Genomic DNA, 26324 nt, shown 5'->3' with positions numbered 1-26324 from the left:
CCGAAAGTGCCCGGTGCGCGGTCTGAGCTTTGCTTTTCAGGCTAGCCCTTTACCTGCTCACGGCATCTTTTGTGCCGCGTTCTTTGCCGCGACGACCGCGTCGAACACCTCGCGCTTGGGTACGCCTGCCTCGGCCGCGACCGCCGCGATGGCCTCCTTGCGGCGCTCACCCGCCTCCTCGCGCACCCGCACCCGGCGCACCAGCTCCTCGTCGTCCACATCGCCGGGCGCGGCCGCCGGGGCGCCCTCGACCACGACGGTGATCTCCCCGCGCACGCCTTCGGCGGCCCAGGCGGCGAGCTCGCCGAGCCCGCCGCGCTTGACCTCCTCGTAGGTCTTCGTCAGCTCGCGGCAGACGGCGGCCCGCCGCTGTGCCCCGAAGACCTCGGCCATGGCGGCCAGGGTGTCGTCGAGCCGGTGCGGGGCCTCGAAGTAGACGAGCGTGCGCCGCTCGCCCTCGACCTCGCGCAGCCGGCTCAGGCGCTCCCCCGCCTTGCGCGGCAGGAAGCCCTCGAAGCAGAACCGGTCCACCGGCAGCCCGGACATGGCGAGCGCGGTGAGTACCGCGGACGGTCCGGGGACCGCGGTGACCTTGATGTCCTTCTCCACGGCGGCGGCGACCAGTCGGTAGCCGGGGTCGGAGACCGAGGGCATGCCCGCGTCGGTCACCAGCAGGACGCGCGCGCCGCCGGCCAGGGCCTCGACCAGTTCCGGCGTGCGCGCCGATTCATTGCCCTCGAAGTACGACAGGACGCGCCCGGTGGTGTGCACGCCGAGCCCCTGGGTCAGCCGGCGTAGCCGCCGGGTGTCCTCGGCGGCGATCACATCGGCCCGCTCCAGCTCGGTGGCCAGCCGCGGTGGGGCGTCCGCGAGGTCGCCGATGGGGGTGCCGGCGAGCACGAGCGTGCCCGTCAGGTCCTCGGCCGTGGCGGCAGTGGTGGTGGGCTCGGTACCGCGGGGCTGGTCAGTCGTCACCCGCCCATCCTCTCAGCCCCGTGCCCCGCCGCCCCCCGCCACTGGTGGCGCACACAGATCTCTTCCCTACGATGTGCCGGTGACCAGTACCGCGACGCCACCGCCCAGCCCCGCGGGGGCACCGCCCGCCTCGACGGTGGGACGCGAGGACGAGCCGCCCACCTGGCTGCGCCGACTGCGCGGCTTCGGATACGTGCCGTCCGCCGCCGCTTCGGCGCGCGCGGACGTCCGCACCCGCCTGGTGCCCCCGTACGCCAAGCCGTCCGAGCAGCTGTGGATGACCTTCGGCCTGCCACCGCAGGTGTGGGGGACCTGGCAGCTGATCGTCTCGTGGGTGGGGCCGCTGCTGGTGGCACTGGTCGCCGGGGTGCTGCGGTTCGTGCACCTGGGCAGCCCGAAGGCGGTGATATTCGATGAGACGTACTACGCCAAGGACGCCTGGGCCACGATCAAGCAGGGCTACGAGGCGAGCTGGCCCAAGGACATCGACGCCTCGATCCTCGCCAACCCGGACGGGGTCGCCCTCCCGGCCGATCCGGGCTACGTCGTGCACCCGCCGGTCGGCAAATGGGTGATCGGGCTCGGCGAGTGGATGTTCGGGTTCACGCCCTTCGGCTGGCGGTTCATGACCGCCGTGCTCGGCACCCTGTCGGTGCTGATGCTGTGCCGGATCGGGCGCCGCCTCTTCCGCTCGACCTTCCTGGGCTGCCTGGCGGGCGCGCTGCTCGCGGTGGACGGCCTGCACCTGGTGATGAGCCGCACCGCGCTGCTGGACCTGGTGCTGATGTTCTTCGTGCTGGCCGCCTTCGGGGCCCTGCTCATCGACCGCGACCGGTCCAGAGCCCGGCTCGCGGACGCGTTGCCGGTGGACGAGGAGGGCCGGACCCGGCCCGACGCGAAGATCGCCGAGACGCTGCGGCTGGGCCGGCGGCCGTACCGGATCCTGGCCGGTGTCTGCCTGGGTCTGGCCGCGGGGACGAAGTGGAACGGCTTCGTGATCCTCGCGTTCTTCGGCGTCCTCACCGTGCTGTGGGACGCCGCCGCGCGGCGCACCGCGGGCGCGGGGGCCCCGTACGTCTCGATGCTGCGGCGCGACGCGCTGCCGGCCTTCGTCTCCACCGTCCCGGTGGCGATCGCCACGTACCTGGCCTCGTGGTCGGGCTGGATCCTCAGCCCGGACAACGGCAAGGGCGGCTATCTGCGCGACTGGGCGGCCAAGTACGACCAGGGCAGTTCGCTGGGGTTCCTGCCGGAGTGGCTGCGCAGCCTGTGGCACTACGAGACCGAGGTCTACAAGTTCCACGTCGGTCTGACCTCGGGGCACACCTACGAGTCCAACCCGTGGAGCTGGCTGGTCCTGGGCCGGCCCGTCTCCTACTTCTACGAGTCCCCCGAGGCCGGCGCCGACGGCTGCCCGGCGACCGCGGCGGGCAAGTGCGCCCGCGAGGTCCTGGCCCTGGGCACGCCGCTGCTGTGGTGGGCGGGCTGCTTCGCGCTGCTGTACGTGCTGTGGCGGTGGTTCTTCCGCCGTGACTGGCGGGCGGGCGCGATCGCGTGCGCGATCGGGGCCGGTCTGCTGCCCTGGTTCAACTACCAGGAGCGGACGATCTTCTACTTCTACGCGGTGGTCTTCGTCCCGTACCTGTGTCTGGCGGTGGCGATGATGATCGGCGCCCTGCTGGGCCCGGCCGGGTCGAGCGAACGCCGCCGCGCGCTGGGCGCGATCGGCGCGGGCGTCCTGGTCCTGCTGATCGCGTGGAACTTCATCTACTTCTGGCCGATCTACACGGGCCAGTCCATCCCGATGGACTCCTGGCGCAGCCGCATGTGGCTGGACACCTGGGTCTAGCAGGCGAAACGACGGGCCCGGCACCTTCTGGTGCCGGGCCCGTCGTGTCAGCCGGCCGTGTCCGGCCGGGTGGACGCGCGGGTCCGGAGCGGGTCGAGGTGCAGTTCGTAGGGCCCGGTGCAGTCCGCGGCGAGCGTGGCGATCCGGGCTCCGCAGGGACAGGCTCGGTTCGGCCCTTCGGTGCCCTCCGGGCCGCAGCATCCCGTGCTGTTCGCCCAGCCGGGCAGCGGCTGCAGGACGGACGCGTCCTCGGGGTGGACGACGATCGTGTCGCGGGGGCCCGCCGAGATGACGAAGCCGTGGTCGCCGACGGCCCTGCAGAGCCCGCGGGGCTGGGACGGTACCGGGTCGTCCTGGTCCTCCTGCGGGACGAACGGTGCTCCCCACGGCTCGGTTTCGATCGCGTACGAGCCCCGAGGAACCGTCGGTGGGGCCTTTCGTGCGCCCTCGGGCCGGGCGAGGTCGAGGTCCGGGACGGTCGGCACGGCAGGAAGCGCCGTCAGGTCCGGCGTGAGTGCGTGGCCGCATGCGGAGCAGTGGAAGACCGTCATGGGTCCTGTTGTAGCCGTGCGCAGCAGCGCTTCGCATCCCTGTTTTCGATCGGAGCGGGAGCGGGCGCCCTACCGGGACGCCTCGCAGGCCGATTGCGCGACGTCCTTGCTCGCGCCGGCCGCGACGAGACTGGAGTCGCAGCTGGTCTGGTTGCCGATCGCGCCCTGGTAGCAGGCCTCCGCGACGCCGTCCTTGACCTTCGAGTCGTGCTTGGCGACGTACTGCTCGCACGCCGTCACGTCCGCGTGGGCGGACGGGGCGACGACGACGGCGCCGCCGACGGCGAGGGCCAGGCCTGCCAGGATGCTGGGGATACGAGCCGACGGACGCATGCGGATGCACCTGCTCTCTCGGTGGGGCACGCGGTCCGCCGACGCGCCGGACCGCGGGCGGGGGCGGCGGCGCGGAGCGGGCGCTCCGGGGGGCGACCGGCACGGCGCAACGGTCACCCTCGCCCTTCCGACGCTAGAACACGGCGCGGGAGCACGCACGTTCGGGCGGCGCGCCGGCTACGGTTCGAGCGGCCGGCCGAGGGTGACCGGCCCGAAGCCGGTCGGTAGGTGGCGCACGGCCAGCGCCGCGGCCTCGGCGGCCGTGGTGAACACACCGAGGTTCGGGGTGATGAAGCCGGTGCCCACCCCGTAGGTGCCGTCGCCGCCCGCGCTCAGGCACGGGCTGCCGAACGTCAGGCTCGGGCGGGTGGTGGACGAGAAGCGCAGCGCCCAGTGGCTCGTGAACGGGTAGAGGGCGCGCAGGGCCGGCTCGGCGTACGCCGCCTCGACCAGGGCCTGGTACTGCTCCCGCCAGGAGTACTCCAGCTCGCCCGCCTCCAGGAGCATGCCCTGCCACTCCGCTTCCACCAGACGGACGGGATCGAGGTCGGGCACCTCGAAGCGGCCCGTCGGGTGCGCGAAGGGGGCCGCCCGCCGGATGTCGTCGAGGGCGTCGCCGTCGTGCCAGGCCCGCGCGGCCCTGGCGACCTGGGCCAGGTCGTCCGTGTCACCGTCGATGAGGCACAGACCCTGGAACGCCTCCTCGCCACGGATCGACCAGCGCCGCTCGTATGTCCCTGCGCTGATCCGCAGCGGCTCGCGGTGCGGCAGCGTGCTCGCGACGACCGCGTACGTCATCGAAGCGGAGTCGGGCGAGGCCGCGAGAACGGAGTCGAGGCGGCCGTCCGCCGCGGCTCGGAGCGCCGCGGCGAGACCGCCGCAGGCCGCGACGTCGGGATACAGGACGGCGGGATCAGGAGGTGTGGACACAGCTCCCGATTGTGCCCGGCCCACGGAGCGGCATCCCCGCGGGATGTTCCGGTCCGGTAACAACGGCGTACCGAACCGCTGCACAGAGTAAAGTCCGCACCAAGGGTTCTTGAACATGTTCAGGAGCCGTGGTCATGGGGGAAGGATCCAAGTGAACGGGGCAGCGAAGGGTGCCGTCATCGGCGGGGTGTTCCTCGCCCTGGTCGGCGGCGCCGGGTACGGGGTGTACGCGCTGGTCGGCGACGCCGACGGAGACGGGGAAGGCAAGGACGGCGAGACCTCCGTCCAGGCCGAGAAGGGCAGCGGTCCGGTCAGCGAGAAGGACGCCGCGAAGACCGCCAAGGCCTTCCTGGCCGCCTGGGCGGCCGGGGACGAGCGGGTGGCCGCCGACCTGACGAACAACGCCGCGGCCGCACAGGCCGCGGTCGGGGATTTCAAGACCAAGTCGTACGTGTCCAAGGCCGTGATCACTCCCGGCACGCCGAACGGCACCGTCGTGCCGTTCAAGGTCGAGGCGGAGATCACGTACGAGGGCACGACGAAGCCGCTGGCCTACGACTCCCAGCTGACCGTGGTGCGGGGGGTGACCAGCGGAAAGCCGCTGGTCGACTGGCAGCCCTCGGTGATCCACCCGCAGCTCCGGAAGGACGAGAAGCTGCGCGCGGGCGCTCCGGCGAACCCGCCGGTCAAGGCCGTGGACCGCAACGGCGAGGAGCTGACCGCGGAGAAGTACCCCTCGCTGCGCCAGGTCCTGGACGAGCTGCGCCAGAACTACGGCAGCAGGACGGGCGGCAAGGCGGGTGCCGAGCTGTGGATCGAGCCGGCCGCCAAGGACGCTCCCAAGCGGACCTTGCTGACCCTCGTCGAGGGCGAGCCGAGCACCCTCAAGACGTACCTGGACGCGAAGGTCCAGGCCGCCGCCGAGCAGGCGGTCGCCAAGTTCCCGGAGGCCTCGGTGGTCGCCGTCCAGCCGAGCACCGGACACATCCTGGCCGTCGCGAACAACCGCAAGGACGGCTTCAACGCGGCGATGCGGGGCAACCGGGCCCCGGGGTCCACGATGAAGATCGTGACGGCGGCGATGCTGATGGACCGCGGCCTGGTCGCGGCGGACAAGCCGGCGGAGTGTCCGAAGGCGGTGACCTGGGGTCGGGAGTTCCACAACCTGAAGAACTTCGATCTGCCGCCCGGCTCCAGCTTCGCGACCTCGTTCGCCCGGTCCTGCAACACCGCCTTCATCAAGCAGATCAAGCCCGTCGACGACGACTCCGCGCTGCCCAAGGAGGCCACGGAGGTCTTCGGCATCGGCCTGGACTGGAAGACCGGTATCCAGTCCACCGACGGCAAGGTCCCGCCGGCCACGGGCGCGGCGGCGGCCGCCGAGTACATCGGGCAGGGCCAGATCACCATGAACCCGCTGAACGTCGCGTCCATCACCGCGACCGCCCGCACCGGCGTCTTCCACCAGCCGCTGCTGGTCTCCCCGGAGCTCGACGGCCGGAAGATCGCGACGGCCGAGCGCCGGATGAAGGCCTCGGTGCGGCAGCAGCTCGTCGGCATGATGAAGCTGACCGCCACCAGTGGCACGGCGAGCGGGGCCATGGCCTCGGTCGGCGGTTCCGACAAGGGCGCGAAGACCGGCTCGGCGGAGGTCGGCGGCGCCGACGCGAGCCCGGACAGCTGGTTCACCGGCTTCAGCGACGACGTGGCCGCGGCCGCGATGGTCGAGGGCGGCGGCCACGGCGGCGAGGCGGCGGGCCCGATCGTCGCCCAGGTGCTGAACGCGGGCTGACGGCGGGCCGACCGAGGCCCGCGCCGGGCCGGGCCCGGGCCTCACCGCCGACGTGCACGAGCGCGACGAACGGGCCTCAGAGGGCTGACAGGGCCGACTTCAGGGCCCGGACCAGGGCCTGTGCCCGGGGGTCCGCGGTGACCGACTTGGCCAGGGCGTTGGTGACGTAGCCGAAGCCGATGCCCGCCTCCGGGTCCGCGAAGCCCAGGGATCCACCGCGGCCGGGGTGCCCGAAGGAGGCCGGCGAGAGCAGCGGGGAGGCCGGGCCGTGCAGCATGTAGCCGGCGCCGAAGCGGGTGTTCACCACGAGCACCCGGTCCGGCCCGGCGGAGTGCTCCTGGGCGGCGAGCGCCGTGCCGGCCGGGGTGAAGATCCGCGCGCCGTCCTCGACCACGCCGATGGTGGCCCCGTAGAACCGGGCCAGGGCGCGGGCCGTCCCGATGCCGTTCGAGGCGGGGAGCTCTGCGGCCCGGTAGCCGGGGTCGTTTTCGTCGGGCAGCGGGTCGATGGCGGCGAAGGCGCGGCGGGTCAGGGATTCCGGGTCGGCGTAGGCCTCGGAGACGTTGCGCCGCGGCCGGGTCCGCAGCATGCCCGCGCTCTCGGGCGGCTCCACCGGCGCGACCCGGCCCACCCGGTGGGTCTCGGTCGCCGGCAGGCCCACCCAGAACTCCAGCCCCAGCGGTTCGGCGATCTCCTCCGCCAGGACGGAGCCCAGCGTGCGGCCGGTCGCCCGCAGCACCAGCTCGGACAGCAGCCAGCTGTAGGTCTGGGCGTGGTAGCCGTGCTCGGTGCCCGGCTCCCAGAAGGGCTGCTGCGCGGCGACCGCGCGCGGCCCGGACACCCCGTCGGCGGCCTCGGCGGCGCTCAGCCCCCGGTCCAGCGCCGGTATGCCCGCGCGGTGCGCGAGCACGTCGCGGACCAGGATCCGCTCCTTACCGCCCGCCTTGAACTCCGGCCAGTACGAGCCCACGGGCGCGTCCAGGTCCATCAGTCCGCGCTGGTGCAGCAGCAGCGGCACGGCGGCGGCCACGCCCTTGGTCGCGGAGCGGACGATCTGCGCGGTGTCCTCGGTCCAGGGCTCGGTGCCGTCCGCGTCCTTCGTGCCGGCCCACAGGTCGACGACCTTGCGGCCGTCGCGGTACACGGCCACGGCCGCGCCCCGGTCCCCGAGCACCTGGAAGTTGCGTAGGAACGCGTCTTTGGCGGGCTCGAAGCCCTCCGCCACCGCACCCTGGATGTTCATGTCCACATCCACGCCAACAACCGACGGCCGGTGCTTATGCCACCGATACCGAGCGCGGGTCGAAGCCGAACGGGAGCTCCAGCCGGTGGGCCCGCATCAGCTTGTCGTCGCACAGAAGGTCCTGCGTGCGGCCGTCGGCCGCGATGACCCCCTCGCTGAGGATCACCGAGCGCGGGCACAGTTCGAGGGCGTACGGCAGGTCGTGCGTGACCATCAGCACGGTCACGTCGAGCGAGCGCAGGATGTCCGCGAGCTCGCGGCGCGAGGCGGGGTCCAGATTGGACGAGGGCTCGTCCAGGACCAGGATCTCGGGTCGCATGGCCAGTACGGTCGCCACCGCGACGCGGCGGCGCTGGCCGAAGGACAGGTGGTGCGGCGGCCGGTCGGCGAAGTCCGCCATCCCGACCTGGTCCAGGGCCGCCCGGACCCGCTCCTCCAGCTCGGCGCCGCGCATGCCGGCGGCCGCCGGGCCGAAGGCCACGTCCTCGCGCACGGTCGGCATGAACAGCTGGTCGTCGGGGTCCTGGAAGACGATGCCGACCCGGCGACGGATCTCGGCGAGGTTGCGCTTCTCCACCGGCAGCCCGGCCACGGTCACCGAGCCGACGCCGCCGGCGAGGATGCCGTTGAGGTGCAGCACCAGCGTGGTCTTGCCCGCGCCGTTGGGTCCGAGCAGGGCGACCCGCTCGCCCTGGCCGACCGTGAGGTCGACGCCGAAGAGGGCCTGGTGGCCGTCCGGGTAGGCGTAGGCGAGGCCGGCGACTTCGAGGGAGGGAGTACGGGTCACAGGGTCCATCCCATCAGACAGACGGCGAGCGCCGTCACCGGGAGTGCGGCCGCGTACGCCCACTGGGCGCGGGTGGCGGCGACCTCGTCGATCACCGGCATCGAGCCGGCGTAGCCGCGGCTGACCATCGCGAGGTAGACGCGCTCGCCGCGCTCGTAGGAGCGGATGAACAGCGCGCCGGCGGTCTTGGCCAGCACCCCCCAGTGCCGGATGCCACTGGCCTCGAAGCCGCGGGAGCGGCGGGCGACGGACATCCGGCGCAGCTCGTCGCTGATCACATCGCCGTAGCGGATCATGAAGGAGGCGATCTGGACGAGCAGGGGTGGCAGCTTCAGCCGTTGCAGGCCCAGCAGCAGGGCGCGTAGCTCGGTCGTGGAGGCGAGCAGGACGGAGGCGGCCACGCCGAGGGTTCCCTTGGCGAGGACGTTCCAGGCGCCCCAGAGGCCCGAGACGCTGAGGGACATGCCGAGCACCTGCACCTGCTCGCCCTCGGCCACGAAGGGCATGAGCACGGCGAAGGCGACGAAGGGGACCTCGATCAGCAGCCGTCGGAGCAGGAAGCCGGCCGGGATCCGGGCGACGGCGGCCACCGTCGCGATGAGGACGGCGTACAGGCCGAAGGCCCACACCGCCTCGCGCGGTGTGGACACGACGACCACGACGAAGGCCAGGGTCGCGGCGAGTTTGCAGTGCGGGGGCAGGTCGTGGACCGGCGAGTGGCCGTGGCGGTAGAGCTTGTGGGCGTGGCCGGCCCCCATGTCAGCCTGCCGAGGCGGAGGTGGAAGGGGCGGTGGAGGTGGCGGTCAGGTCTTCCGTCCGGCGGCGGCGCACGGCCCAGAAGATCCCGGTGCCGGCGACGACGGTCACGCCGACGCCGATGACCCCGGCGAGGCCGCCGGACAGGCGGGCGTCGTCGACGTCCTTGACGCCGTAGTCGGCGAGCGGGGAGTTCGCCGACGCGTGCTCCTCGACCTTCTCGTCGATCCCCTTGTCCGCGGCGACCTTCTCCAGGCCGTCGGGGCTGGCGGAGGCGTAGAAGGAGACGAACCCGGCGAGCACGAGCGCGGTGACCAGGCCGGTGACCCACACCTTGCGGGTCGAACCGGCGCCGGCGCCGGTGGCCGTGGGTGCGGGTGCGGCGGCCGGCGCGTCGACGAGCGCGCCGTCGACGCGCAGCTTCAGGCGCGTGGTCAGCCCGCGGGCCCCGTGCACCAGGTCGGGGCGTACGGCGATCACGGCGCCCACGGTCGCCGCGGTGATGGCGGCCTCACCGATGCCGATGAGCACGTGCACACCGACCATGGCGGTGAACACCTTGGCGATCGGGACGTCGGTGGTGCCACCGATGGCGTAGACGAGGGTGAAGAAGGCGGCCGCGGCCGGCACGGAGAGCAGGGCGCCGGTGAAGGCGGCCACGGTCACCGAGCGCCGGGTGGCCGGCAGGATCCCGAGCAGCCCGCGGAAGATCGCGTACGAGACGACGACGGTGACGACGCCCATGACGGTGATGTTCACGCCGAGGGCGGTCAGGCCGCCGTCGGCGAAGAGGATGCCCTGCATGAGCAGGACGACGGACACGCACAGCACACCGGTGTAGGGGCCGACGAGTATCGCGGCGAGCGCTCCGCCGAGCAGATGGCCGCTGGTACCGGCGGCGACCGGGAAGTTCAGCATCTGGACGGCGAAGATGAAGGCGGCGACGAGACCGGCGAGCGGCGCGGTGCGCTCGTCGAGTTCGCGGCGGGCACCGCGGAGGCTGACGGCCACCGCGGCGGCGGCCACCGCTCCGGCGGCCACCGACACGGGTGCGTTGATGAATCCGTCGGGCACATGCATGGAGTGGCTCCGCTTCTTACTCAGTCTTTAGCTGTTCAACCATAGTGCCCAGTTGCAAATCGTTGGCAAGAGCGTCGGCATCACAAATAGAAGCGCGCGGTTTCGTGGGAATGTGCGAGGCTGGACGGGACAAACGGACGCAAATGTTCCGATTTCGAGGAGTCTTGTCGATGTCAGCCACCGCCGAGAATCCACCAGCGACCGCCACCGCAAGCGCCGTCGAGGAGCGGGTACGCGCCCGTGTGATCACGGACGATCCCCTCTACCGGACGATCCCGGTGGCCCTGCGCTTCGCCGCCGCCGAGCCGCTGGCCGTACGGATCGTCTTCCCGGCAGGCCTGTCCCCCGAGGGCACCGACAACGAGTGGGTCTTCCCCCGGGCCCTTCTGGAGGCCGGCCTCCAGGCTCCGACCGGGACCGGGGACGTACGCGTCTGGCCCTGCGGCCGCGTCCAGGCGGTCGTCGAGTTCCACTCCCCCGAGGGCGTCGCCGTCGTCCAGTTCGACATCGCCGCGTTGCGCCGCTTCCTCCGCCGCACGTACGCCCCCGCGGTCGCCTCCGCCGTCTCCACCACCCGTTAGGTCCGAACGAGCCCGGCCCCGCACCACCCGATGATCGGGCGGTACGGGGCCGGGTCGCGCTGTCGGCCCGTACGGGCCGTCAGCTTCAGGCGTTGACCAGCTCGCGGTCCTTGTCCGGGCCCTCCGGGGAGTCCGCGGACTTCTCCAGGTGCTTGCGCAGGCTCTCGCCCTCCACGTCCACGTTCGGCAGCAGCCGGTCCAGCCACTTCGGCAGCCACCAGGCCTTGTGCCCGAGCAGGGCGAGCACCGCCGGGACGATGGCCATGCGGACCACGAAGGCGTCGAAGAAGACGGCGACGGCCAGACCGAAACCGATCATCTTGACCATCTGGTCACTGGCTCCCATGAAGCCCGAGAACACCGCGATCATGATGACGGCGGCGGCCACGACGACCCGCGCGCTGTACTGGAAGCCGGTGACCACGGCCTGGCCCGGGCGCTCGCCGTGGACGTACGCCTCGCGCATCCGGGTGACGAGGAAGACCTCGTAGTCCATGGCCAGACCGAAGACGACACCCACCATGAAGATCGGCATCATCGACATGATCGGACCGGTCTGCTCCACCCCGAAGACCGAGCCGAGCCAGCCCCACTGGAAGACCGCGACGACGGCGCCGAGGGCGGCGACGACCGAGAGCAGGAAGCCGAGGGCCGCCTTGAGCGGGACCAGGATCGAGCGGAAGACGAGCATCAGCAGCAGGAAGGCGAGACCCACGACGAGCGCCAGGTAGGGCAGCAGCGCGTCGTTCATCTTCTGCGAGAAGTCGATGTTCATCGCGGTGGCGCCGGTGACGAGGACGTCTTCCCCGCTGCCGTCACGGATCTCGTGGACCAGTTCCTCGGTGTGCGTGGAGGACGGGCGGTCCTTCGGGATGACCGTGATGACCGCGGCGTCGCCGGCCTCGTTGAGGGTGGGCGGGGTGACCGCGACGACCCCGTCCAGGCCCTTGATCCGGTCGGCGGTGGAGTCGGCGAGCGCCTTGTCGCCGTCGACGACCACCATCAGCGGGCCGTTGAAGCCCGGGCCGAAGCCGTCGGACAGCAGGTCGTACGCCTGGCGCTGGGTGGTGGAGACCGGCTGGGCGCCGTCGTCCGGCAGGCCCATCTCCAGCTTGCTCGCCGGGATGGCGATGACGCCGAGGCCGATCACACCGGCCAGCAGCACCATGACGGGGCGGCGCAGGACGAAGCGGGCCCAGCGGGTGCCGCCGTTGGCCTTCTTCTCGGCGCCCTCCGGCTTGCCCTTGCCGAACAGGCGGCTCTTCTTGCCCGCCGGCAGCACCTTCTTGCCCGCGAAGGCGAGGATGGCCGGGACCAGGGTCAGCGCGACGAGCACGGCGATGACCACGGTGCCCGCGGCCGCGAAGCCCATCTTGGTCAGCATCGGGATGTTGACGACGGCCAGGCCGACCAGGGCGATGACCACGGTCAGACCGGCGAAGACGACGGCGGAGCCGGCGGTTCCGACGGCGCGGCCCGCGGCCTCGTCCCGCTCACGGCCCTCGGCGAGCTCCGCGCGGTAGCGGGAGACGATGAAGAGGGCGTAGTCGATGCCGACCGCGAGGCCGATCATCGTCGCGAGGGTGGCGGTGGTGTTGCCGAGGTCCAGCACGTTGGCGAGCGCGGTGATGGAGGAGACACCGATGCCCACGCCGATGATCGCCGTCAGCAGCGGCAGACCGGCGGCGACCAGCGAACCGAAGGTGATGACCAGGACGATCGCGGCGACCGCGATGCCGATGATCTCGCCGGAGCCCGTCTCGGGGGCCGCCATCAGCGCGTCGCCGCCGATCTGGACGTTCAGGCCGGCGGCCTTGGCGCCGTCACCGGAGACCTTGAGGGCCTCGCGGGTGTCGTCCTTCAGCTCCATGCCGCTGACTTTGTACTTGGCGCTGATGTAGGCGGTGGAGCCGTCCTGGCTCACGGCCTGGGCCTCGTACGGGTCGGCGACGGAGGAGATCTCCGCGGCTCCCGGGCCGGTCTTCAGCCCGGTGACGATCTTCTGCACCTCGGCCTTGGGGCCGGCGTCGGTGACCTTGGCACCCTCGGGGGCCTTGATGACGATCCGGGCGGTGGCGCCGTCGGCGGCCATCCCCGGGAAGCGCTGGTCCAGCAGGTCGAAGGCCTTCTGGGCCTCCGTGCCGGGTATCGAGAAGGAGCCGGAGGTGGGCGCGCTCGCCGAGGCGGCGCCGAAGCCGGCGGCGAACAACAGCGCCACCCAGAGGAGGGCGACGAGGCCGCGGCGCCGGAAGGCACCCCTGCCGAGTCGGTAGAGGAAGGTAGCCACGTCGGTGGTTCTCCCGTTCAGGTCGTGGGATGGATCCGGATCGGATCAGGGCATGAGGAGCCGGCCCGACGACGAGAGCGGCGTGTCAGGAACAGCGAAGAGCCGAGCTGGGGACGGGGAGGATCGAGGATCAGACGCCGAGGGCGGGGAAGACCACGGCGTCGATGAAGTCACCGAGGAAGGCCCGGTCCACCGGGCGGTCCTCGATCAACGGGAGCGCGATGAACGCCCCGATGAGCATGTGCGGTACGAAGTCGAGCGCGGGACAGTCCGGGCGGATCTCGCCCCGGTCCACCGCACGCCGAAGCATCGCCTGGAGACCGTTGAGCTCCGGGTCGACCAACAGGTCGCGCAGGGCCTTGTGCAGCTCCGGGCTCTCGTGGACGGCGTGGGCCAGACCCCGCATCAGTGCGGTGTCCTTGGCCATCTGCGCATCGTCGGAGTGCTCGACCATGCGTGCGAAGTCCCCGCGCAGGCTGCCCGTGTCGATCTCGCGCAGCGAGACCGGCTGCGTGCAACGCAGGGCTTTGGCGACCAGCTCCGGCTTGCTCCCCCACTGGCGGTAGAGGGTGGCCTTGCTGGACTTCGTACGGGCGGCGACCGCGTCCATGGTCAGCGCCTCGTAGCCGACGTCACGCAGGAGGTCGAGGACCGCCTCGTGCAGTTCGGCCTGCCGCTCAGGGGTGATCCGGCTACGCCGGGCCACCATCGCCTCGGTCATCTCCGTGCCTCCCGTCGAAGCGAAACTGTTCCGTACGCTTAAGACGATACCCCCACCGCAAGCGAAACGAAACCGTTCCGTTTCGCTCGGGGGAGTGTCATGGATCACCTGTACGAGTTGCCAGGGCCCCCCTACGCGGAAAGCATTGGGGGGTGAGTCACGACGTCGCGTACCTCCGGTTCCCGCACCTGCACGACGACCTTCTCTGCTTCGCCACCGAGGACGATCTCTGGGTCGCCCCGCTGGTCCCCGACGGCCGGACCCCGGGGCGGGCCTGGCGCATCACCGTCGACCGGACCCGTGTCGGCCACCCGCGCTTCTCCCCCGACGGCAAGCACATCGCCTTCACCAGCTGGCGCAGCCTCGACCCCGAGATCCACCTCGCCCCCGTCGACGGCGGCCCCGCCCGCCAACTCAGCTACTGGGGCGCCCTCGACACCCGCGTCTGCGGCTGGACCCCGCCCGACGAGGACGGCCGCAGCGACATCCTGGCCGTGTCCTCGCACAGCCAGCCCTTCTCCTACTTCGCCTGGGCCTACAGCCTGCCCACCGACGGCAGCCCCGGCGGACGCCTGCCCTGGGGGCCCGTCTCCGACATCCAGGTGCGCTGCACCGACGAGGGCGAGCGGCACTCCCTGCTGCTCACCGGCAAGCCCCCGCACGAGCCCGCCGCCTGGAAGCGCTACCGCGGCGGCGCCACGGGCCGGCTGTGGCTGCACGGACAGCGGCTGCTGGAGGACGTCGAGGGCCACCTCGACTCCCCGATGTTCGTCGGCGGCCGGATCGCCTTCCTCTCCGACCACGAGGGCATCGGCAACCTGTACTCCTGCCTGCCCGACGGCACCGATCTGCGCCGGCACACCGACCACGAGGAGTTCTACGCCCGGCACGCCTCCAGCGACGGCTCCCGCGTCGTCTACCAGTGCGCCGGGGACCTCTGGCTCGTCGAGTCCCTGGACCGGGACGCCGTCCCGCGCAAGCTCGACGTCCGCCTCGGCGGCCCGCGCGCGGGCCGGCGTACCTACCAGGTACCGGCCGCCAGTCACGTCGACTCGCTCTCCGTGGACGCCACCGGGCGCGCCAGCGCGGTCGTGGTGCGCGGCAGCCTCTACTGGTTGACCCACCGCGACGGCCCGGCCCGCACCATCGCCGACACCCCGGGCGTGCGCGTACGGCTGCCGGAGATGCTCGGCAGCGGCGGGCAGGTCGCCTACGTCACCGACGCCGAGGGCGAGGACGCGATCGAGATCGCCTACCTGCCGAGGGCCTCCGGGGAACGGGAGCCGCGCCGGCTGGCCTCGGGCGAGCTGGGGCGGGTCACCGAGCTGCTCTCCGACCCGGACGGCGAGCGGCTCGCCATCGCCTCCAACGACGGCCGGCTGCTGCTCCTCGACGCCACCGAGGAGTCCAACGGCGAGGTCACCGAGCTGATCCGGTCCATCAACGGCCCCGTCACCGACCTCGCCTTCTCCCCCGACGGCGCCTGGCTGACCTGGTCGCATCCGGGCATCGGGCGCTCGCTGCGGCAGATCAAGATGGCCCGGATCTCCGGCCCCGGCGCCCGCGTCGTCGTGGACGTCACCAACGGCCGCTTCGAGGACGAGAATCCGGTCTTCACCCGGGACGGGCGCTACCTGGCCTTCCTGTCCTGGCGCGGTTTCGACCCGGTCTACGACGTGCACACCGGCGACCTGTCCTTCCCGCTGGGCTGCCGCCCGTACCTGGTGCCGCTGAACTCCGCGACCCCCTCCCCCTTCGCGCTCTCCGCCGAGGGCCGGCCCGCGGCCGGCGGTCTCGACGTGGCGGACGGCGACTCGGGCGAGGCCGACGGCGCCGTCACCGTGGAGGTGGAGGGGCTGGAGAGCCGCGTCACCCCGTTCCCGGTGACCGCGTCCAAGTACTCGGCCCTCTACCCGGTGCACGGCGGCGGGCTGGTGTGGCTGCGCTGGCCGATCTCGGGCGCGCTCGGCGAGACCTTCGCCAACCCGGCCGACATCAGCGGCAAGCCGACGCTGGAGCACTTCGACCTCACCAAGGCCCGCAAGACCGAACTGGCCTCGGGGCTGGACTGGTTCGCGGTCAGCGGCGACGGCACCCGGCTCGTGATCAACGACGACGGCGACCTGCGCGCGGTCCCGGCGGCCGAGTCGGGCGACAGCGACTCGACCGTCTACCTGGACCTGCGGCGCATCCTGCACGAGGTGGACCCGGCGGCCGAGTGGCGCCAGGCCTACGAGGAGGCCGGACGGATCATCCGCGCGTACTTCTGGGAGCCGAAGATGTGCGGCATCGACTGGGACGGGGTGCTGGCCCAGTACCGCTCCCTGGTCGAACGGGTCTCCTCACCCGACGAGTTCGCCGACCTGATGCGGGAAGTCCTCGGCGAGCTCGGCACCTCGCACGCCTACGTCTCGCCCGCGCGCCGCAACGAAGGCCCCCCGCACTACCAGCGGGCCATCGGCCTGCTCGGCGCCAACCTCTTCCCCCGGGACGGGGAATGGGTGGTCAGCCGGATCCTGCCCGGCGAGTCCTCGGACTCCAAGGCCCGCTCCCCGCTGGCCGGCACCGGCATCCGGGAGGGCGCGGTGCTCACCCACGTGGACGGCCGTCCGGTGGACCCGGTCGCCGGGCCCTACCCGCTGCTGGCGGCCGCCGGCGGAACCACCGTGGAGCTGACCTTCCAGCCCGCGGCGGGCGAGGGCCGGGCCCGCCGGGTCGCCATCGTGCCGCTGATCGACGAACGGCCGCTGCGCTACCAGGACTGGGTGTCCAAGCGGCGCGAGGCGGTCCGCGAGATCAGCGGCGGCCGGTGCGGCTACCTCCACATCCCCGACATGGGCGGCTCGGGCTGGGCCCAGTTCAACCGCGACCTGCGGATGGAGATGTCCCGGCCCGCGCTGATCGTGGACGTACGCGGCAACGCCGGCGGGCACATCAGCGAGCTGGTGGTGGAGAAACTGACCCGCTCCATCCTCGGCTGGGACCTGACGCGCAACGCCCAGCCGGTCAGTTACGCCTCCAACGCGCCCCGGGGTCCGATCGTGGCCCTGGCCGACGAGGCGACCTCCTCGGACGGCGACATGATCACCGCGGCCTTCAAACTGCTGGGCCTGGGCCCGGTGGTGGGACTGCGGACCTGGGGCGGAGTGGTCGGCATGACCGGACGCCACACGCTGGGGGACGGCACGGTGATCACGGTGCCGATGAACGCCGCCTGGTTCCCGGAGTACGGCTGGTCGGTGGAGAACCACGGCGTGGAGCCGGACCTGGAGATCCAGCGCACCCCGCTCGACTGGGCGGAGGGGCGGCACGCCCAACTGGACGACGCCGTGCACCTGGCGCTGGAACTGCTCGAACAGGACCCGGCCGCGGTGCCGCCCGGCTACACCGACGTACCGGACCGGCGCCGTCCGAAGCTGCCGCCGAGGGAGTGAGCCCTCCCGCACGCGCAAGGGGCGCGATCCCCGGGAACAGCGGGGATCGCGCCCCTCGGTGCTACGTGCCGGCCCAACTGCTGCCGGGGCCGGCCGGCTACGTCCGGGCCGGCTGGGCCGTGATGCCCGTGCTGTTCACTCCATGAGGGGTGGGGGGTGGGGCCTCGACCAGATGGCACGGGCGGACAGAGCTTGCATTTCGATCAGCGACGCTGCGTGCGCTCCTTCTCGTCCGCCGCCCCGCCGGCCCCGACGAGCCCCTTGGACACACCCCGCAGACGCGGCTCGAAGCGCTTCATCTCGCGCTGCCCGACCGTCGCGATCATGCCCGGCAGGTAGCCGCGCATCCCCTGCATGCCGCGCAGCCACCACTGCGCGTACACGTGCGGCGAGCGCCGTTCGATGCCCGCGACGATCCGGTCGACGGCCGGCCCCAGCGGGTACGTGCGGTTGGACGGCCAGGGCAGCCGCCCGCGCAACTCCCGCATGACCTCGTCCTGATCGGCGCCGCGCACCATGTCGGTGTCGGTCCAGGAGAGGTAGCCGACGCCGACCTTGACCCCCTTGTACCCGACCTCGGCGCGCAGGCAGTGCGCGAAGGCCTCGACCCCGGACTTGGAGGCGCAGTAAGCGGTCATCATCGGCGCCGGGGTGATCGCGGCGAGCGAGGCGATCTGGAGGAAGTAGCCGCGGCTCTCCATCAGTACGGGCAGGAAGGCGCGGGCGGTGACGGCCCCACCGATCAGGTTGACCTCGATCACCCGGCGCCAGGCGTCCGGGTCGGAGTCGACGAACGGCCCGCCGGCGGCCACGCCCGCGTTGGCGACGACGATGTCCACCTTCCCGAAGCGCTGCTTGACCTCCTCGGCGACGCGGGCCATGGCCTCGTGGTCGGTGACGTCGGCGTACCAGTGGTCGCTGTCGGTGTGCAGCCGCTCGGAGACCTCCTTGAGGGCCTCCGGCTCCAGGCCGACGAGGGCGATCTTCGCGCCGCGGGCCGACAGCTTGCGCGCCAGCAGCTCGCCGACCCCCCGGGCGGCGCCGGTGACGACGGCGACCTGGCCTTCCAGACTCCTGCGAGCGCTCACGGCGTCTTCTCCTTCTCGGTGATGCCCAGATCGGTGATGCCCTGATCGGTGGTGTCGGGACGGGTAGGACCCAGGTACAGCTCGGCGAGCTCGCGCAGAACGCCGGTGACGGCCCCCGGGGCCTCGACCGGGGTCATGTGCCCCATGCCCGTGAGCTCGGTCAGGCCCACGCAGTTCGGCAGCGCGGCGGCGAGCCCGCGGGCGTGCACGATCGGGGTGAGTCGGTCGGCGGTGCCGCCGATCACGGCGGTGGGCGCCGTGAGCCGGGCCACGTCGGCGTCGAGGTCCAGGCCGGCCAGCACCTGGGACCACGCGTGCCGCGCCCCGGTCGGGCAGGCGTGGACGATACGGGCGCACGCCTCGACCTTGTCGGGCGCGGAACCGGGGCCCATGGTGGCGTACTTGAGGACCTTCCGGGCGACCGGCGTGACCGGCCCGAGGGGAGCGCGCGACCCGAGGACCGCGCCGGTGACACGGCTGCGCAGGCGCCCGGCGCGCACCGGCAGGACCAGCGCCTCGGCGACCAGGCGGGAGCTGCCGGTGCTGCACAGCAGCACCGCCGCGGCCCGCTCGGCGAACTCCGGCCGGCCCGCGGCCGCCATGATCGTCATCCCGCCCATGGAGTGCCCGGCGACGACCGCCCGCTCTCCGGGGACGAGGACGGCCTCCAGCACGGCCACCAGGTCGTCCGCGAGGGCGGTGGTGCTGTGCGCCCGGCCGGCGGGGCTGCGCCCGTGCCCGCGCTGGTCGTAGGCGATGACCCGGTGGGTGGCGGCCAGGGCCCGGATCTGTGCGGCCCAGAAGGCGGTGGAACAGGTCCAGCCATGAGCCAGCACCACGGCCGGCGCGTCCTCCTCCCCGTGCACCTCGACGTGCAGGCGGGCCCCGTCGACGGAGACGGCGACGAGCTCACGCCGCGCGACGGGCGGGGCGTAGGGCCCGGAGGTGACATGCATCAACCGACTCACGCGGCCCCCTCGTTTCCAGCCCCGCCGGCGTTCGAGGCTCCACCGGGGGCCATCCCAGCCTCGCCGGCGTTCGAGGCTCCACCGGGGGTCATTCCAGCCTCGCCGGCGTTCGAGGCTCCACCGGGGGTCATTCCAGCCTCGCCGGCGTTTGAGGCGCGGGGGTCCGGGGGCAGCGCCCCCGGCAACGGCGCCGCGCCGGACTCCCCGGAGCCCCCGCGGGAGCGACGCACCTTCGCCTCGGCGGGAGCCACCCCGACATCCGGCACGGCGGAAGCCACCACCGCCGGGACCCGCTCGCGCTCCGCCACCCGCACGACCTCGTACTCCGCCAGATCGACGCCCCGCGTCTCCCGGCGGAACTCGCCCGTCGTCCCCGGCCAGACCGTCGTGTTGCGGCCCTGCGCGTCCAGGTACCAGCTCGTGCAGCCGCCGGTGTTCCACACGGTCCGCTCCATACGGGCCTGCACCTGCCGGTTCCACCGGTTGACGGCGGACGGCCGGGCCCCGAGCGCGACCTTCCCGCCCAGGCTGCTTCCATCGAGGAGGGCGAGCTGCCGCAGGTAATCGGCCATGTAGTTGAGCTGCGACTCGATCATCAGGATCATCGAGCTGTTCCCGAGCCCGGTGTTCGGCCCGATGATCGTCATCCAGTTGGGGAACCCGGCCGCGGTGGCGCCGCGCAGCGCCTGCATCCCGTCCTTCCAGGTGTCCGCGAGGGTCCGGCCGTCCGCGCCCACCACCCGGTCGGCGATCGGCATGTCCGTGACGTGGAAACCGGTGCCGAAGATGATCGCGTCGACCTCGGTCTCGGTCCCGTCGGCGGCGACCAGCACCGAGCCCCGGATCTCCTTGAGCCCGGAGGCGACCAGGTCCACATCGGGCCGGGCGAGGGCCGGGTAGTACTCGCTGGAGAGCAGGATCCGCTTGCAGCCGATCCGGTAGGACGGCGTCAGCTTCGCGCGCAGCGCCGGATCCTTGATCGAGCGCGCCATGTTGGCCTTGGCCAGGGACTCGATGAGGCCGAGCTGGTTCGGACGCTTGGTGAAGGCGCTGACCTGGAGCTCCCGGATCCCCCACAGCAGCCCGCGCCGCGCCGCCCGGGTGAAGGGCAGCTGACGGTGCAGCCAGCGCTCGACCGCCGTGATGGCCCGGTCGGTGCGCGGCATGACCCACGGCGGGGTCCGCTGGAAGAGGGTGAGCCGCTCCACCTCGGGGGCGATGGCGGGGACGATCTGGATGGCCGAGGCGCCGGTACCGATCATGGCGACGCGCTTGCCGCGCAGGTCGTAGTCGTGGTCCCAGCGGGCGGAGTGGAAGACCTTGCCGGGGAACTCGGCGAGCCCGGGGATCTCCGGCATCTTCGGGTCGGACAGCGGCCCGGTCGCGGAGACGACGACGTCGGCGGTCAGCTCGCCGGCCGAGGTCTCGATCTCCCAGCGCAGTTCGTCCGCGTCCCAGCGCATCATCCGCACCTCGGTGTCGAGCCGGATGTGCCGGCGCAGTCCGAAGGTGTCGGCGACGTGCTCCAGGTAGGCGCGGATGGCCGGCTGCCCGGAGAAGGTCCGCGGCCAGTCGGGATTGGGGGCGAACGAGAACGAATAGAGGTGCGAGGGCACGTCGCACGCGCACCCGGGGTAGCTGTTGTCGCGCCAGGTACCGCCGACCGAGTCGGCCCGCTCCAGTACGACGAAGTCCGTGATTCCTTCGCGCCGCAGCCGTACGGCCGCGCCGAGCCCGCCGAAGCCGGACCCGATCACCGCCACCCGTACGTGCTCGCGTCCGCCCCTGCCGCTTGTGCCACTCATGCCCGCCGCCTTCCGCTCATCCGCAGTCCCAGCCACGCACCGCACCGCAACGCCGCACCGCACCATCGAAACACTGCCAGCAATCACTGGCACAATCGGGAGGGTAGAGCAGCTCCGTACTCATGGGTAGGGGGCGGGACCGGAAAGTTACTGCCGGTACGCCATAAGGTGCGTCTGTGGCGAAGGAAGAGACGCAAGCGAAGACGGTGCGCGAGTACCGCACCGAGGAACTGGCCGAAGCGGCCGGCATCCCGGTCCGCACCCTGCGCTTCTACCGCGAGCGCAAACTGCTGCCGCCGCCCCGCCGCGAGGGACGCATCGCCTGGTACGACGACCACCACCTGGCCCGGCTGCGCACCATCGCCGCCCTGCTGGAACGCGGCCACACCCTCGGCGGCATCGCCGAGCTGACCGCCGCCTTCGAGAGCGGCCGTGACGTCGGCCAGCTCGGCGAGCTGCTCGGCATCGGCGGATCCGAGGAGACCCCGGTCCGGCTCACCCCGGAGGCCCTCGCCGACTACTTCGAGGGCGAGGTCACCCCGGAGAACCTGGCGGCCTCGCTGGACCTCGGTTACGTCGCCGTCGACGGCGACGTGATCGTGCACGTCAGCCGTCGCCTGCTGGACGTCTCCTCCGCCCTGGTCCGCGAGGGCGTCCCGCTGGCGGCCGTCCTGGAGACCGGCCGCCGCGTCCGCGAGCACGCGGACGCGATGGCCCTGCTCTTCACCGAGCTCATATCCGACCACATCTCACCCGAGGCGCTCACCCGCCTGCGCCCGCTGGCGAAGAGCGTGGTCGAGGCCGAGCTGACGATGGCGATGGACCGCCTACTGGCTTCGGGCGGCCCGGAAGCTCCGGGTCAGGCGCCCAGCTCGTAGACGACGGTCACGGGCGCGTGGTCGGACCAGCGCTCGGGGTGCGTCTCGGCCCGCTCCACGAAGGCCTTCACGGCCTTCGCCGCCAGCCCGGGGGTCGCCACCTGGAGGTCGATCCGCCAGCCGGCGTCGTTGTCGAAGGCCCGCCCGCGGTAGGACCACCAGGAGTACGGCCCCTCGGTGTCCGGGTGCAGTTCCCGCACCACGTCGACGTAGCCCGCCTCCGCGTACACCTTGCCGAGCCACTCGCGCTCCTCGGGAAGGAAGCCCGCGTTCTTCCGGTTCGTCTTCCAGTTCTTGAGGTCGGCCTCCTGGTGACAGATGTTCCAGTCACCGCACACCACGACCTCGCGACCGTCGGCGGCGGCCCGCACCTTGAGCGCCGCCAGGTACGTCAGGAACTCGTCCATGAACCGGTACTTCTCGTCCTGCTTCTCCGTCCCGGCCTCGCCCGAGGGCAGGTAGAGGCTGGCCACGGTCACACCGGGCAGATCGATCTCGATGTACCGCCCGCCGGTGTCGAACTCGTCACTCCCGAATCCGACCTGCACGCGCTCGGGCTCCCGCCGCGTGTAGAGCGCGACCCCGGCCCGCCCCTTGGCGGCGGCCGGCGCGAAGACGGTGTGCCAGCCCGCGGGGGACCGGACGTCGTCCGGGATCTGCCCCTCCTCGGCCCGTACCTCCTGCAGGCAGATGACATCGGCGTCGGTCCCGTCGAGCCACGCCCCGAAGCCCTTCTTGGCGGCGGCGCGGATCCCATTCACATTCACGGAGGTCACAGTGAGCATCCCAGCACCATAGCGGGAGGGTTCCGTACGATATTCGAATGTCTCACCGGATAGACCTCCGCACCGTGCCGTACGACCACCCGGACGCGGTCAAACTCAACGACCAGGTCCAGCTGGAGTACCAGGAGCGGTACGACGGTGAGGGCGACGCCACCTTCCTGGACCCGGCGATGTTCGCGCCGCCGTACGGCCTGTACCTGCTGGCGTACGACGCCACGGGCACCCCGGTGGCGAGCGGCGGCTGGCGCACCCAGGACGAGAACGACGAGGGCTACGCGGACGGCGACGCGGAGCTCAAGCGCATGTACGTCGTCCCGGAGGCCCGCGGCCTGGGCCTCGCCCGCCGCATCCTGGCGATCCTGGAGACGGACGCCCGCGGGGCGGGCCGCAGCCGCATGGTCCTGGAGACGGGCGACCAGCAGCCGGAGGCGATAGCCCTCTACCTCTCCTCGGGCTACACCCTGTCCGCGAAGTTCGGCCACTACCGCTTCCACGACTCCAGCCGCTGCATGACAAAGCCCCTGACCGAAGCCTGATCCCCACCCACCCCCACCGGCCCCATCCACCCCCACCGGCCCCATCCAGCCCCGCCGGCGTTTGAGGCGATCTTTCAGCCCCGCCGGCGTTTGAGGCGCGGGGGTCCGGGGCGGCGCCCCCGGCAACGGCGCCGCACCCGCCCACCCGCCCTACCGCGGAAGCCAGACCGCCGGGTCCGTCCCCCACCGGGACGGCCCCGCCCCCCACTCCCCGAAGGGACTGGCGGCGTGCCGCAGCACCCCGTACCCCGACGGAGTCACCCGCAGCCACGGCTCCGCCGCGTACGCGTCACCCGCACCGCCGCCCACAGGCGCGACCCCCCGTGCAAGCCATGACCCCGTCCCGGCGAGGGAGAACCGCAGCCCCCGCCCACCCCCCTCCGCCAGCGCCCGCAGCACCCCGGCCGCCACCAGATACCCCGTCCCGTGGTCCAGCGCCTGCGCCGGCAGCACCCCGGGCACCCCGTCGGGCCCCCCGCACCGGGCAGCGATCCCGTACCCCGCCTGCACGAGCGAGTCGAACCCCCGCCGCCCCGCCCAGGGCCCCCGCGCCCGCCACCCCCACGCGCACAGCTCGGCCACCACCAGCCCCGGCCACCGCTCCAGCAGCTCCCGAGACCCGAACCCGTACCGTTCCAGCGCCCCCGGCCGGTAGCCCGTCACCACCACGTCCGCCTCGGCGAGCAGCCCCTCGAAGACGGCCCGGTCCCCCGCCTCCGCAAGGTCCAGCAGCGCCGACCGCTTCCCGAAGCCGGTGTCCGCGTACGCGTCGTCCGCCTCCGGCAGCCCCGGCGGGTCGATCCGCAGCACGTCCGCCCCCAGCAGCCCGAGCGGGCGCGTCGCGACGGGCCCGGCGATGACCCGGGTCAGGTCCAGTACCCGCACCCCCGCAGCGGGCCGGCCGGCCGGAGCCGGGCCGAGCGGGCGGCCCCGCGCCCCTGTTTCCCGTACGGGTTCCAGCAGCGGCTGCGGGTCCCCGTACTCCCGGGCCACGGCGACGGCGAGTCCGCCCTCCCCGTACGCGAGCTCCTGCACCTCGACGGCCGTCCGCCCGGCGACCGCGGCGCGCACCGCCTCCGGCGTCGCCGACGGCAGCCCCAGGGCCCGCACCAAGGCGGCTTCGTGGTGCGGGTAGTTGGCGTGGGTGCGGACCCAGCCGTCCGCCGTCCGCCAGAAGCCGGACAACGGCGCGAAGGTCACCGGTGCGCGCCCCTCGACCCGCAGGTGCCGCTCGCTGACGAACGCCGTGGCCACCGCGCCCTCGTCCACCACCACCGGGGCCACGTCCTCCACCCCGCCTCCGGCCCGCACCGCGGCGAGCTCTCCGGCGGCCAGTTCGCAGACCGCGACGGTGGCGCGCGCCAACTCGGCCACCGGCAGCGGACCTTCTCCCAGGTCGCCGACCCCGCGGTAGCGGACCCGCCCGACGAGTTCGGGCGCCCCGCCGAGCGCCTCCCAGGCCGCAGCCGTCGTGTCGTCCCGTTCCTCACCGATCGTCATGACCGCATCTTCACCCACCCGCCGCCCCCAACACGGCTGCGGCGACAACCACTTCACCGCGCCGAGGGCGTCGGGTACGTTGTGCGGCCGGCCTGCGGGCCGGGCATCCCTGAACGGAAAGGCATCACCGTGAAGTACCGCGTCATCGGCACCGCCGCCGAGACCCGCCGCGAAGTCAGCGTGCTGAGCCTCGGCACGATGACCTTCGGCACCACCGTCGACGAGGCCACCTCGTACGCGATCCTCGACCGTTTCGTGGAAGCGGGCGGCACCTTCGTCGACACGTCCAACAACTACGCGTTCTGGGTCAACGGCACCCAGGGCGGCGAGAGCGAGGAGCTGGTCGGGCGCTGGCTGCGCAGCCGCGGCGTCGGCGACGAGATCACCGTCGCCACCAAGCTGGGCGCCCGCCCCAACCGGCCCACGAGCGGCTTCAGCCTCGACGTGGAGGGTCTGTCCGCGAAGGTGATCCGGGAGTCCGCGGAGCGCAGCCGGGAGCGGCTCGGCATCGAACGCATCCACCTGCTGTACGCGCACATCATGGACGAGAACACCCCGCTGGAGGAGACCGTCCGCGGCTTCGCGGAGGTCGTCGCGGACGGCACGGCGGGCCTCCTGGGCGCGAGCAACCACTGGGCCTGGCGGGTGGAGCGCGCCCGTACGCTGGCCGCGGCGGCCGGCGTCCCCGGCTACGAGGTGCTCCAGCACCACCACAGCTACCTGCGCCAGCGCACCGATCTCCCCAGCCTGCGCTCGCCGGACGGCAACCAGGGTCTGGTCGGTGGCGATCTGCTCAGCTATCTCCGGGACGACCCGTCGCTGACGCAGGTCGCGTACTCCCCACTGATCGCCGGCGCCTACGTCCGCGAGGACAAGCCGCTGGGCCCTGGCTTCGACCACGCGGGCACCGAACCGCGGCTGCGCGCGGTCCGCGCGGTGGCCGCCGAGACCGGAGCCACCGTCAACCAGGTGGTGCTGGCCTGGCTGATGGGCGGCGACATACCGGTCCTGCCTCTGGTCGGCGCCTCCTCGGTGGCCCAGTTGGAGGAGAGCCTGGCCGCGGTCGACCTCGACCTCACCCCGGACCAGCGCACGAGGCTCGACGCGGCCGGCTGACCTCTTGTCGGAGGGTGCCCCTACCGTTCTCCCGTGCCGAACTCCTACACGACCTTGTGGACCAACGACCTGTGCCGCGAGCTGGAACGCGCGGGCCACGCCGGGCAGCGCCTCACGATGCTGTTCGGCGGCCCGCACCAGTCGCTGCCGAGCTTCGCCCGGGCGGGCGTCCGGCCGGGCGACACGGTCTTCCCCGTCCGGGCGTTCCGCAAGCGGCTCCATGTGCTGGGGGCCATGGAGGTGTCGCGGATCATCCCGTACGAGGACGCCGGGGCGGAGCTCCACGACGACGACTACCCGAAGCTGCTGGACTGGCGGGCGCTGAAGGC

The 26324-nt window shown here is 72.5% G+C and carries 22 protein-coding genes; 7 read left to right on the top strand and 15 right to left on the bottom strand.

Annotated features, from left to right (window positions below):
• Nucleotides 1-57: 57 nt before the first annotated feature.
• Entirely contained in the window at nucleotides 58-915 is an 858-nt protein-coding gene (gene rsmI / locus BCL76_RS16895) for a 16S rRNA (cytidine(1402)-2'-O)-methyltransferase (RefSeq protein WP_109780349.1), read from the bottom strand.
• A gap of 139 nt (nucleotides 916-1054) precedes the next feature.
• Between rsmI and BCL76_RS16890 the strand changes: the two genes are divergently transcribed.
• Entirely contained in the window at nucleotides 1055-2824 is a 1770-nt protein-coding gene (locus BCL76_RS16890) for a dolichyl-phosphate-mannose--protein mannosyltransferase (protein WP_109780348.1), read from the top strand.
• A 47-nt stretch (nucleotides 2825-2871) separates the two neighbouring features.
• Here the strand turns inward: BCL76_RS16890 and BCL76_RS16885 are convergent, their stop codons facing one another.
• From BCL76_RS16885 to BCL76_RS16875, 3 genes are all read right to left on the bottom strand, one after another.
• On the bottom strand, nucleotides 2872-3375 hold the full coding sequence (locus BCL76_RS16885) for a hypothetical protein (protein WP_109780281.1): 504 nt from the start codon (nucleotides 3373-3375) through the stop codon (nucleotides 2872-2874).
• Nucleotides 3376-3444: 69 nt separating this feature from the next.
• Complete coding sequence (locus BCL76_RS16880) at nucleotides 3445-3708, bottom strand: hypothetical protein (RefSeq protein WP_109780280.1); 264 nt, start codon at nucleotides 3706-3708, stop codon at nucleotides 3445-3447.
• Between the two features lie 177 nt (nucleotides 3709-3885).
• Nucleotides 3886-4638, bottom strand: coding sequence for a DUF6193 family natural product biosynthesis protein (locus BCL76_RS16875; protein ID WP_109780279.1), 753 nt, complete (start codon nucleotides 4636-4638; stop codon nucleotides 3886-3888).
• 151 nt (nucleotides 4639-4789) lie between these two features.
• On the opposite strand from BCL76_RS16875, the gene BCL76_RS16870 reads away from it, so the two are divergent.
• On the top strand, nucleotides 4790-6430 hold the full coding sequence (locus BCL76_RS16870; protein WP_109780278.1) for a penicillin-binding transpeptidase domain-containing protein: 1641 nt from the start codon (nucleotides 4790-4792) through the stop codon (nucleotides 6428-6430).
• 76 nt (nucleotides 6431-6506) lie between these two features.
• Here BCL76_RS16870 and BCL76_RS16865 read toward each other — a convergent pair whose 3' ends face one another.
• From BCL76_RS16865 to BCL76_RS16850, 4 genes are read right to left on the bottom strand one after another with little or no spacing between them, the layout of a single operon-like run.
• Entirely contained in the window at nucleotides 6507-7673 is a 1167-nt protein-coding gene (locus BCL76_RS16865) for a serine hydrolase domain-containing protein (RefSeq protein ID WP_109780277.1), read from the bottom strand.
• A gap of 34 nt (nucleotides 7674-7707) precedes the next feature.
• A complete protein-coding gene (locus tag BCL76_RS16860; RefSeq protein WP_181382587.1) occupies nucleotides 7708-8469 on the bottom strand; it encodes an energy-coupling factor ABC transporter ATP-binding protein in 762 nt (253 codons plus the stop codon).
• Nucleotides 8457-9218 carry a cobalt ECF transporter T component CbiQ gene (cbiQ, locus tag BCL76_RS16855; RefSeq protein WP_109780275.1) on the bottom strand — a complete coding sequence of 254 codons (762 nt, stop codon included), beginning with the start codon at nucleotides 9216-9218 and terminating at the stop codon, nucleotides 8457-8459. Before cbiQ ends, BCL76_RS16860 begins: the two co-directional genes overlap by 13 nt.
• Before the next feature lies 1 nt (nucleotide 9219).
• Complete coding sequence (locus BCL76_RS16850) at nucleotides 9220-10296, bottom strand: energy-coupling factor ABC transporter permease (protein WP_109780274.1); 1077 nt, start codon at nucleotides 10294-10296, stop codon at nucleotides 9220-9222.
• A gap of 170 nt (nucleotides 10297-10466) precedes the next feature.
• On the opposite strand from BCL76_RS16850, the gene BCL76_RS16845 reads away from it, so the two are divergent.
• A complete protein-coding gene (locus BCL76_RS16845) occupies nucleotides 10467-10877 on the top strand; it encodes an SsgA family sporulation/cell division regulator (protein ID WP_109780273.1) in 411 nt (136 codons plus the stop codon).
• Nucleotides 10878-10962: 85 nt separating this feature from the next.
• On the opposite strand, the gene BCL76_RS16840 is transcribed toward BCL76_RS16845, so the two are convergent.
• Together BCL76_RS16840 and BCL76_RS16835 are read right to left on the bottom strand one after the other, a co-directional pair.
• On the bottom strand, nucleotides 10963-13164 hold the full coding sequence (locus tag BCL76_RS16840) for an MMPL family transporter (protein ID WP_109780272.1): 2202 nt from the start codon (nucleotides 13162-13164) through the stop codon (nucleotides 10963-10965).
• Nucleotides 13165-13294: 130 nt separating this feature from the next.
• A complete protein-coding gene (locus BCL76_RS16835) occupies nucleotides 13295-13885 on the bottom strand; it encodes a TetR/AcrR family transcriptional regulator (RefSeq protein WP_258309745.1) in 591 nt (196 codons plus the stop codon).
• 152 nt (nucleotides 13886-14037) lie between these two features.
• Between BCL76_RS16835 and BCL76_RS16830 the strand changes: the two genes are divergently transcribed.
• Nucleotides 14038-17319, top strand: a complete 3282-nt coding sequence (locus tag BCL76_RS16830) for a S41 family peptidase (protein ID WP_109780271.1) — start codon at nucleotides 14038-14040, stop codon at nucleotides 17317-17319.
• Between the two features lie 203 nt (nucleotides 17320-17522).
• Here the strand turns inward: BCL76_RS16830 and BCL76_RS16825 are convergent, their stop codons facing one another.
• The 3 genes from BCL76_RS16825 to BCL76_RS16815 are packed head-to-tail and all read right to left on the bottom strand — an operon-like array spanning nucleotide 17523 to nucleotide 21180.
• Nucleotides 17523-18407: an SDR family oxidoreductase gene (locus tag BCL76_RS16825; RefSeq protein WP_109780270.1), complete on the bottom strand. Its 885-nt coding sequence runs from the start codon at nucleotides 18405-18407 to the stop codon at nucleotides 17523-17525.
• Entirely contained in the window at nucleotides 18404-19375 is a 972-nt protein-coding gene (locus tag BCL76_RS16820) for an alpha/beta fold hydrolase (protein ID WP_109780269.1), read from the bottom strand. Before BCL76_RS16820 ends, BCL76_RS16825 begins: the two co-directional genes overlap by 4 nt.
• Nucleotides 19372-21180, bottom strand: a complete 1809-nt coding sequence (locus tag BCL76_RS16815; RefSeq protein ID WP_258309744.1) for a flavin-containing monooxygenase — start codon at nucleotides 21178-21180, stop codon at nucleotides 19372-19374. The genes BCL76_RS16820 and BCL76_RS16815 overlap by 4 nt, the downstream gene beginning before the upstream one ends.
• A 176-nt stretch (nucleotides 21181-21356) precedes the next feature.
• Here BCL76_RS16815 and BCL76_RS16810 point away from each other — a divergent pair, with 176 nt between their 5' ends.
• Nucleotides 21357-22058 carry a MerR family transcriptional regulator gene (locus tag BCL76_RS16810; RefSeq protein WP_109780268.1) on the top strand — a complete coding sequence of 234 codons (702 nt, stop codon included), beginning with the start codon at nucleotides 21357-21359 and terminating at the stop codon, nucleotides 22056-22058.
• On the opposite strand, the gene BCL76_RS16805 is transcribed toward BCL76_RS16810, so the two are convergent.
• On the bottom strand, nucleotides 22040-22843 hold the full coding sequence (locus BCL76_RS16805; protein ID WP_109780267.1) for an exodeoxyribonuclease III: 804 nt from the start codon (nucleotides 22841-22843) through the stop codon (nucleotides 22040-22042). The genes BCL76_RS16810 and BCL76_RS16805 overlap by 19 nt on opposite strands.
• Nucleotides 22844-22881: 38 nt before the next feature.
• On the opposite strand from BCL76_RS16805, the gene BCL76_RS16800 reads away from it, so the two are divergent.
• Complete coding sequence (locus BCL76_RS16800) at nucleotides 22882-23379, top strand: GNAT family N-acetyltransferase (protein ID WP_181382586.1); 498 nt, start codon at nucleotides 22882-22884, stop codon at nucleotides 23377-23379.
• 150 nt (nucleotides 23380-23529) lie between these two features.
• Here BCL76_RS16800 and BCL76_RS16795 read toward each other — a convergent pair whose 3' ends face one another.
• Complete coding sequence (locus BCL76_RS16795; protein WP_109780266.1) at nucleotides 23530-24879, bottom strand: CoA transferase; 1350 nt, start codon at nucleotides 24877-24879, stop codon at nucleotides 23530-23532.
• Nucleotides 24880-25008: 129 nt separating this feature from the next.
• Between BCL76_RS16795 and BCL76_RS16790 the strand changes: the two genes are divergently transcribed.
• Complete coding sequence (locus BCL76_RS16790; protein WP_109780265.1) at nucleotides 25009-25995, top strand: aldo/keto reductase; 987 nt, start codon at nucleotides 25009-25011, stop codon at nucleotides 25993-25995.
• The last annotated feature ends 329 nt before the right edge of the window (nucleotides 25996-26324 follow it).

The organism is Streptomyces sp. CG 926, from assembly GCF_003148825.1.
GTDB lineage: Bacteria > Actinomycetota > Actinomycetes > Streptomycetales > Streptomycetaceae > Streptomyces.
The sequence above is the reverse complement of the archived record's forward strand: the minus strand, read 5'-3'. Positions and strand labels throughout refer to the sequence as shown.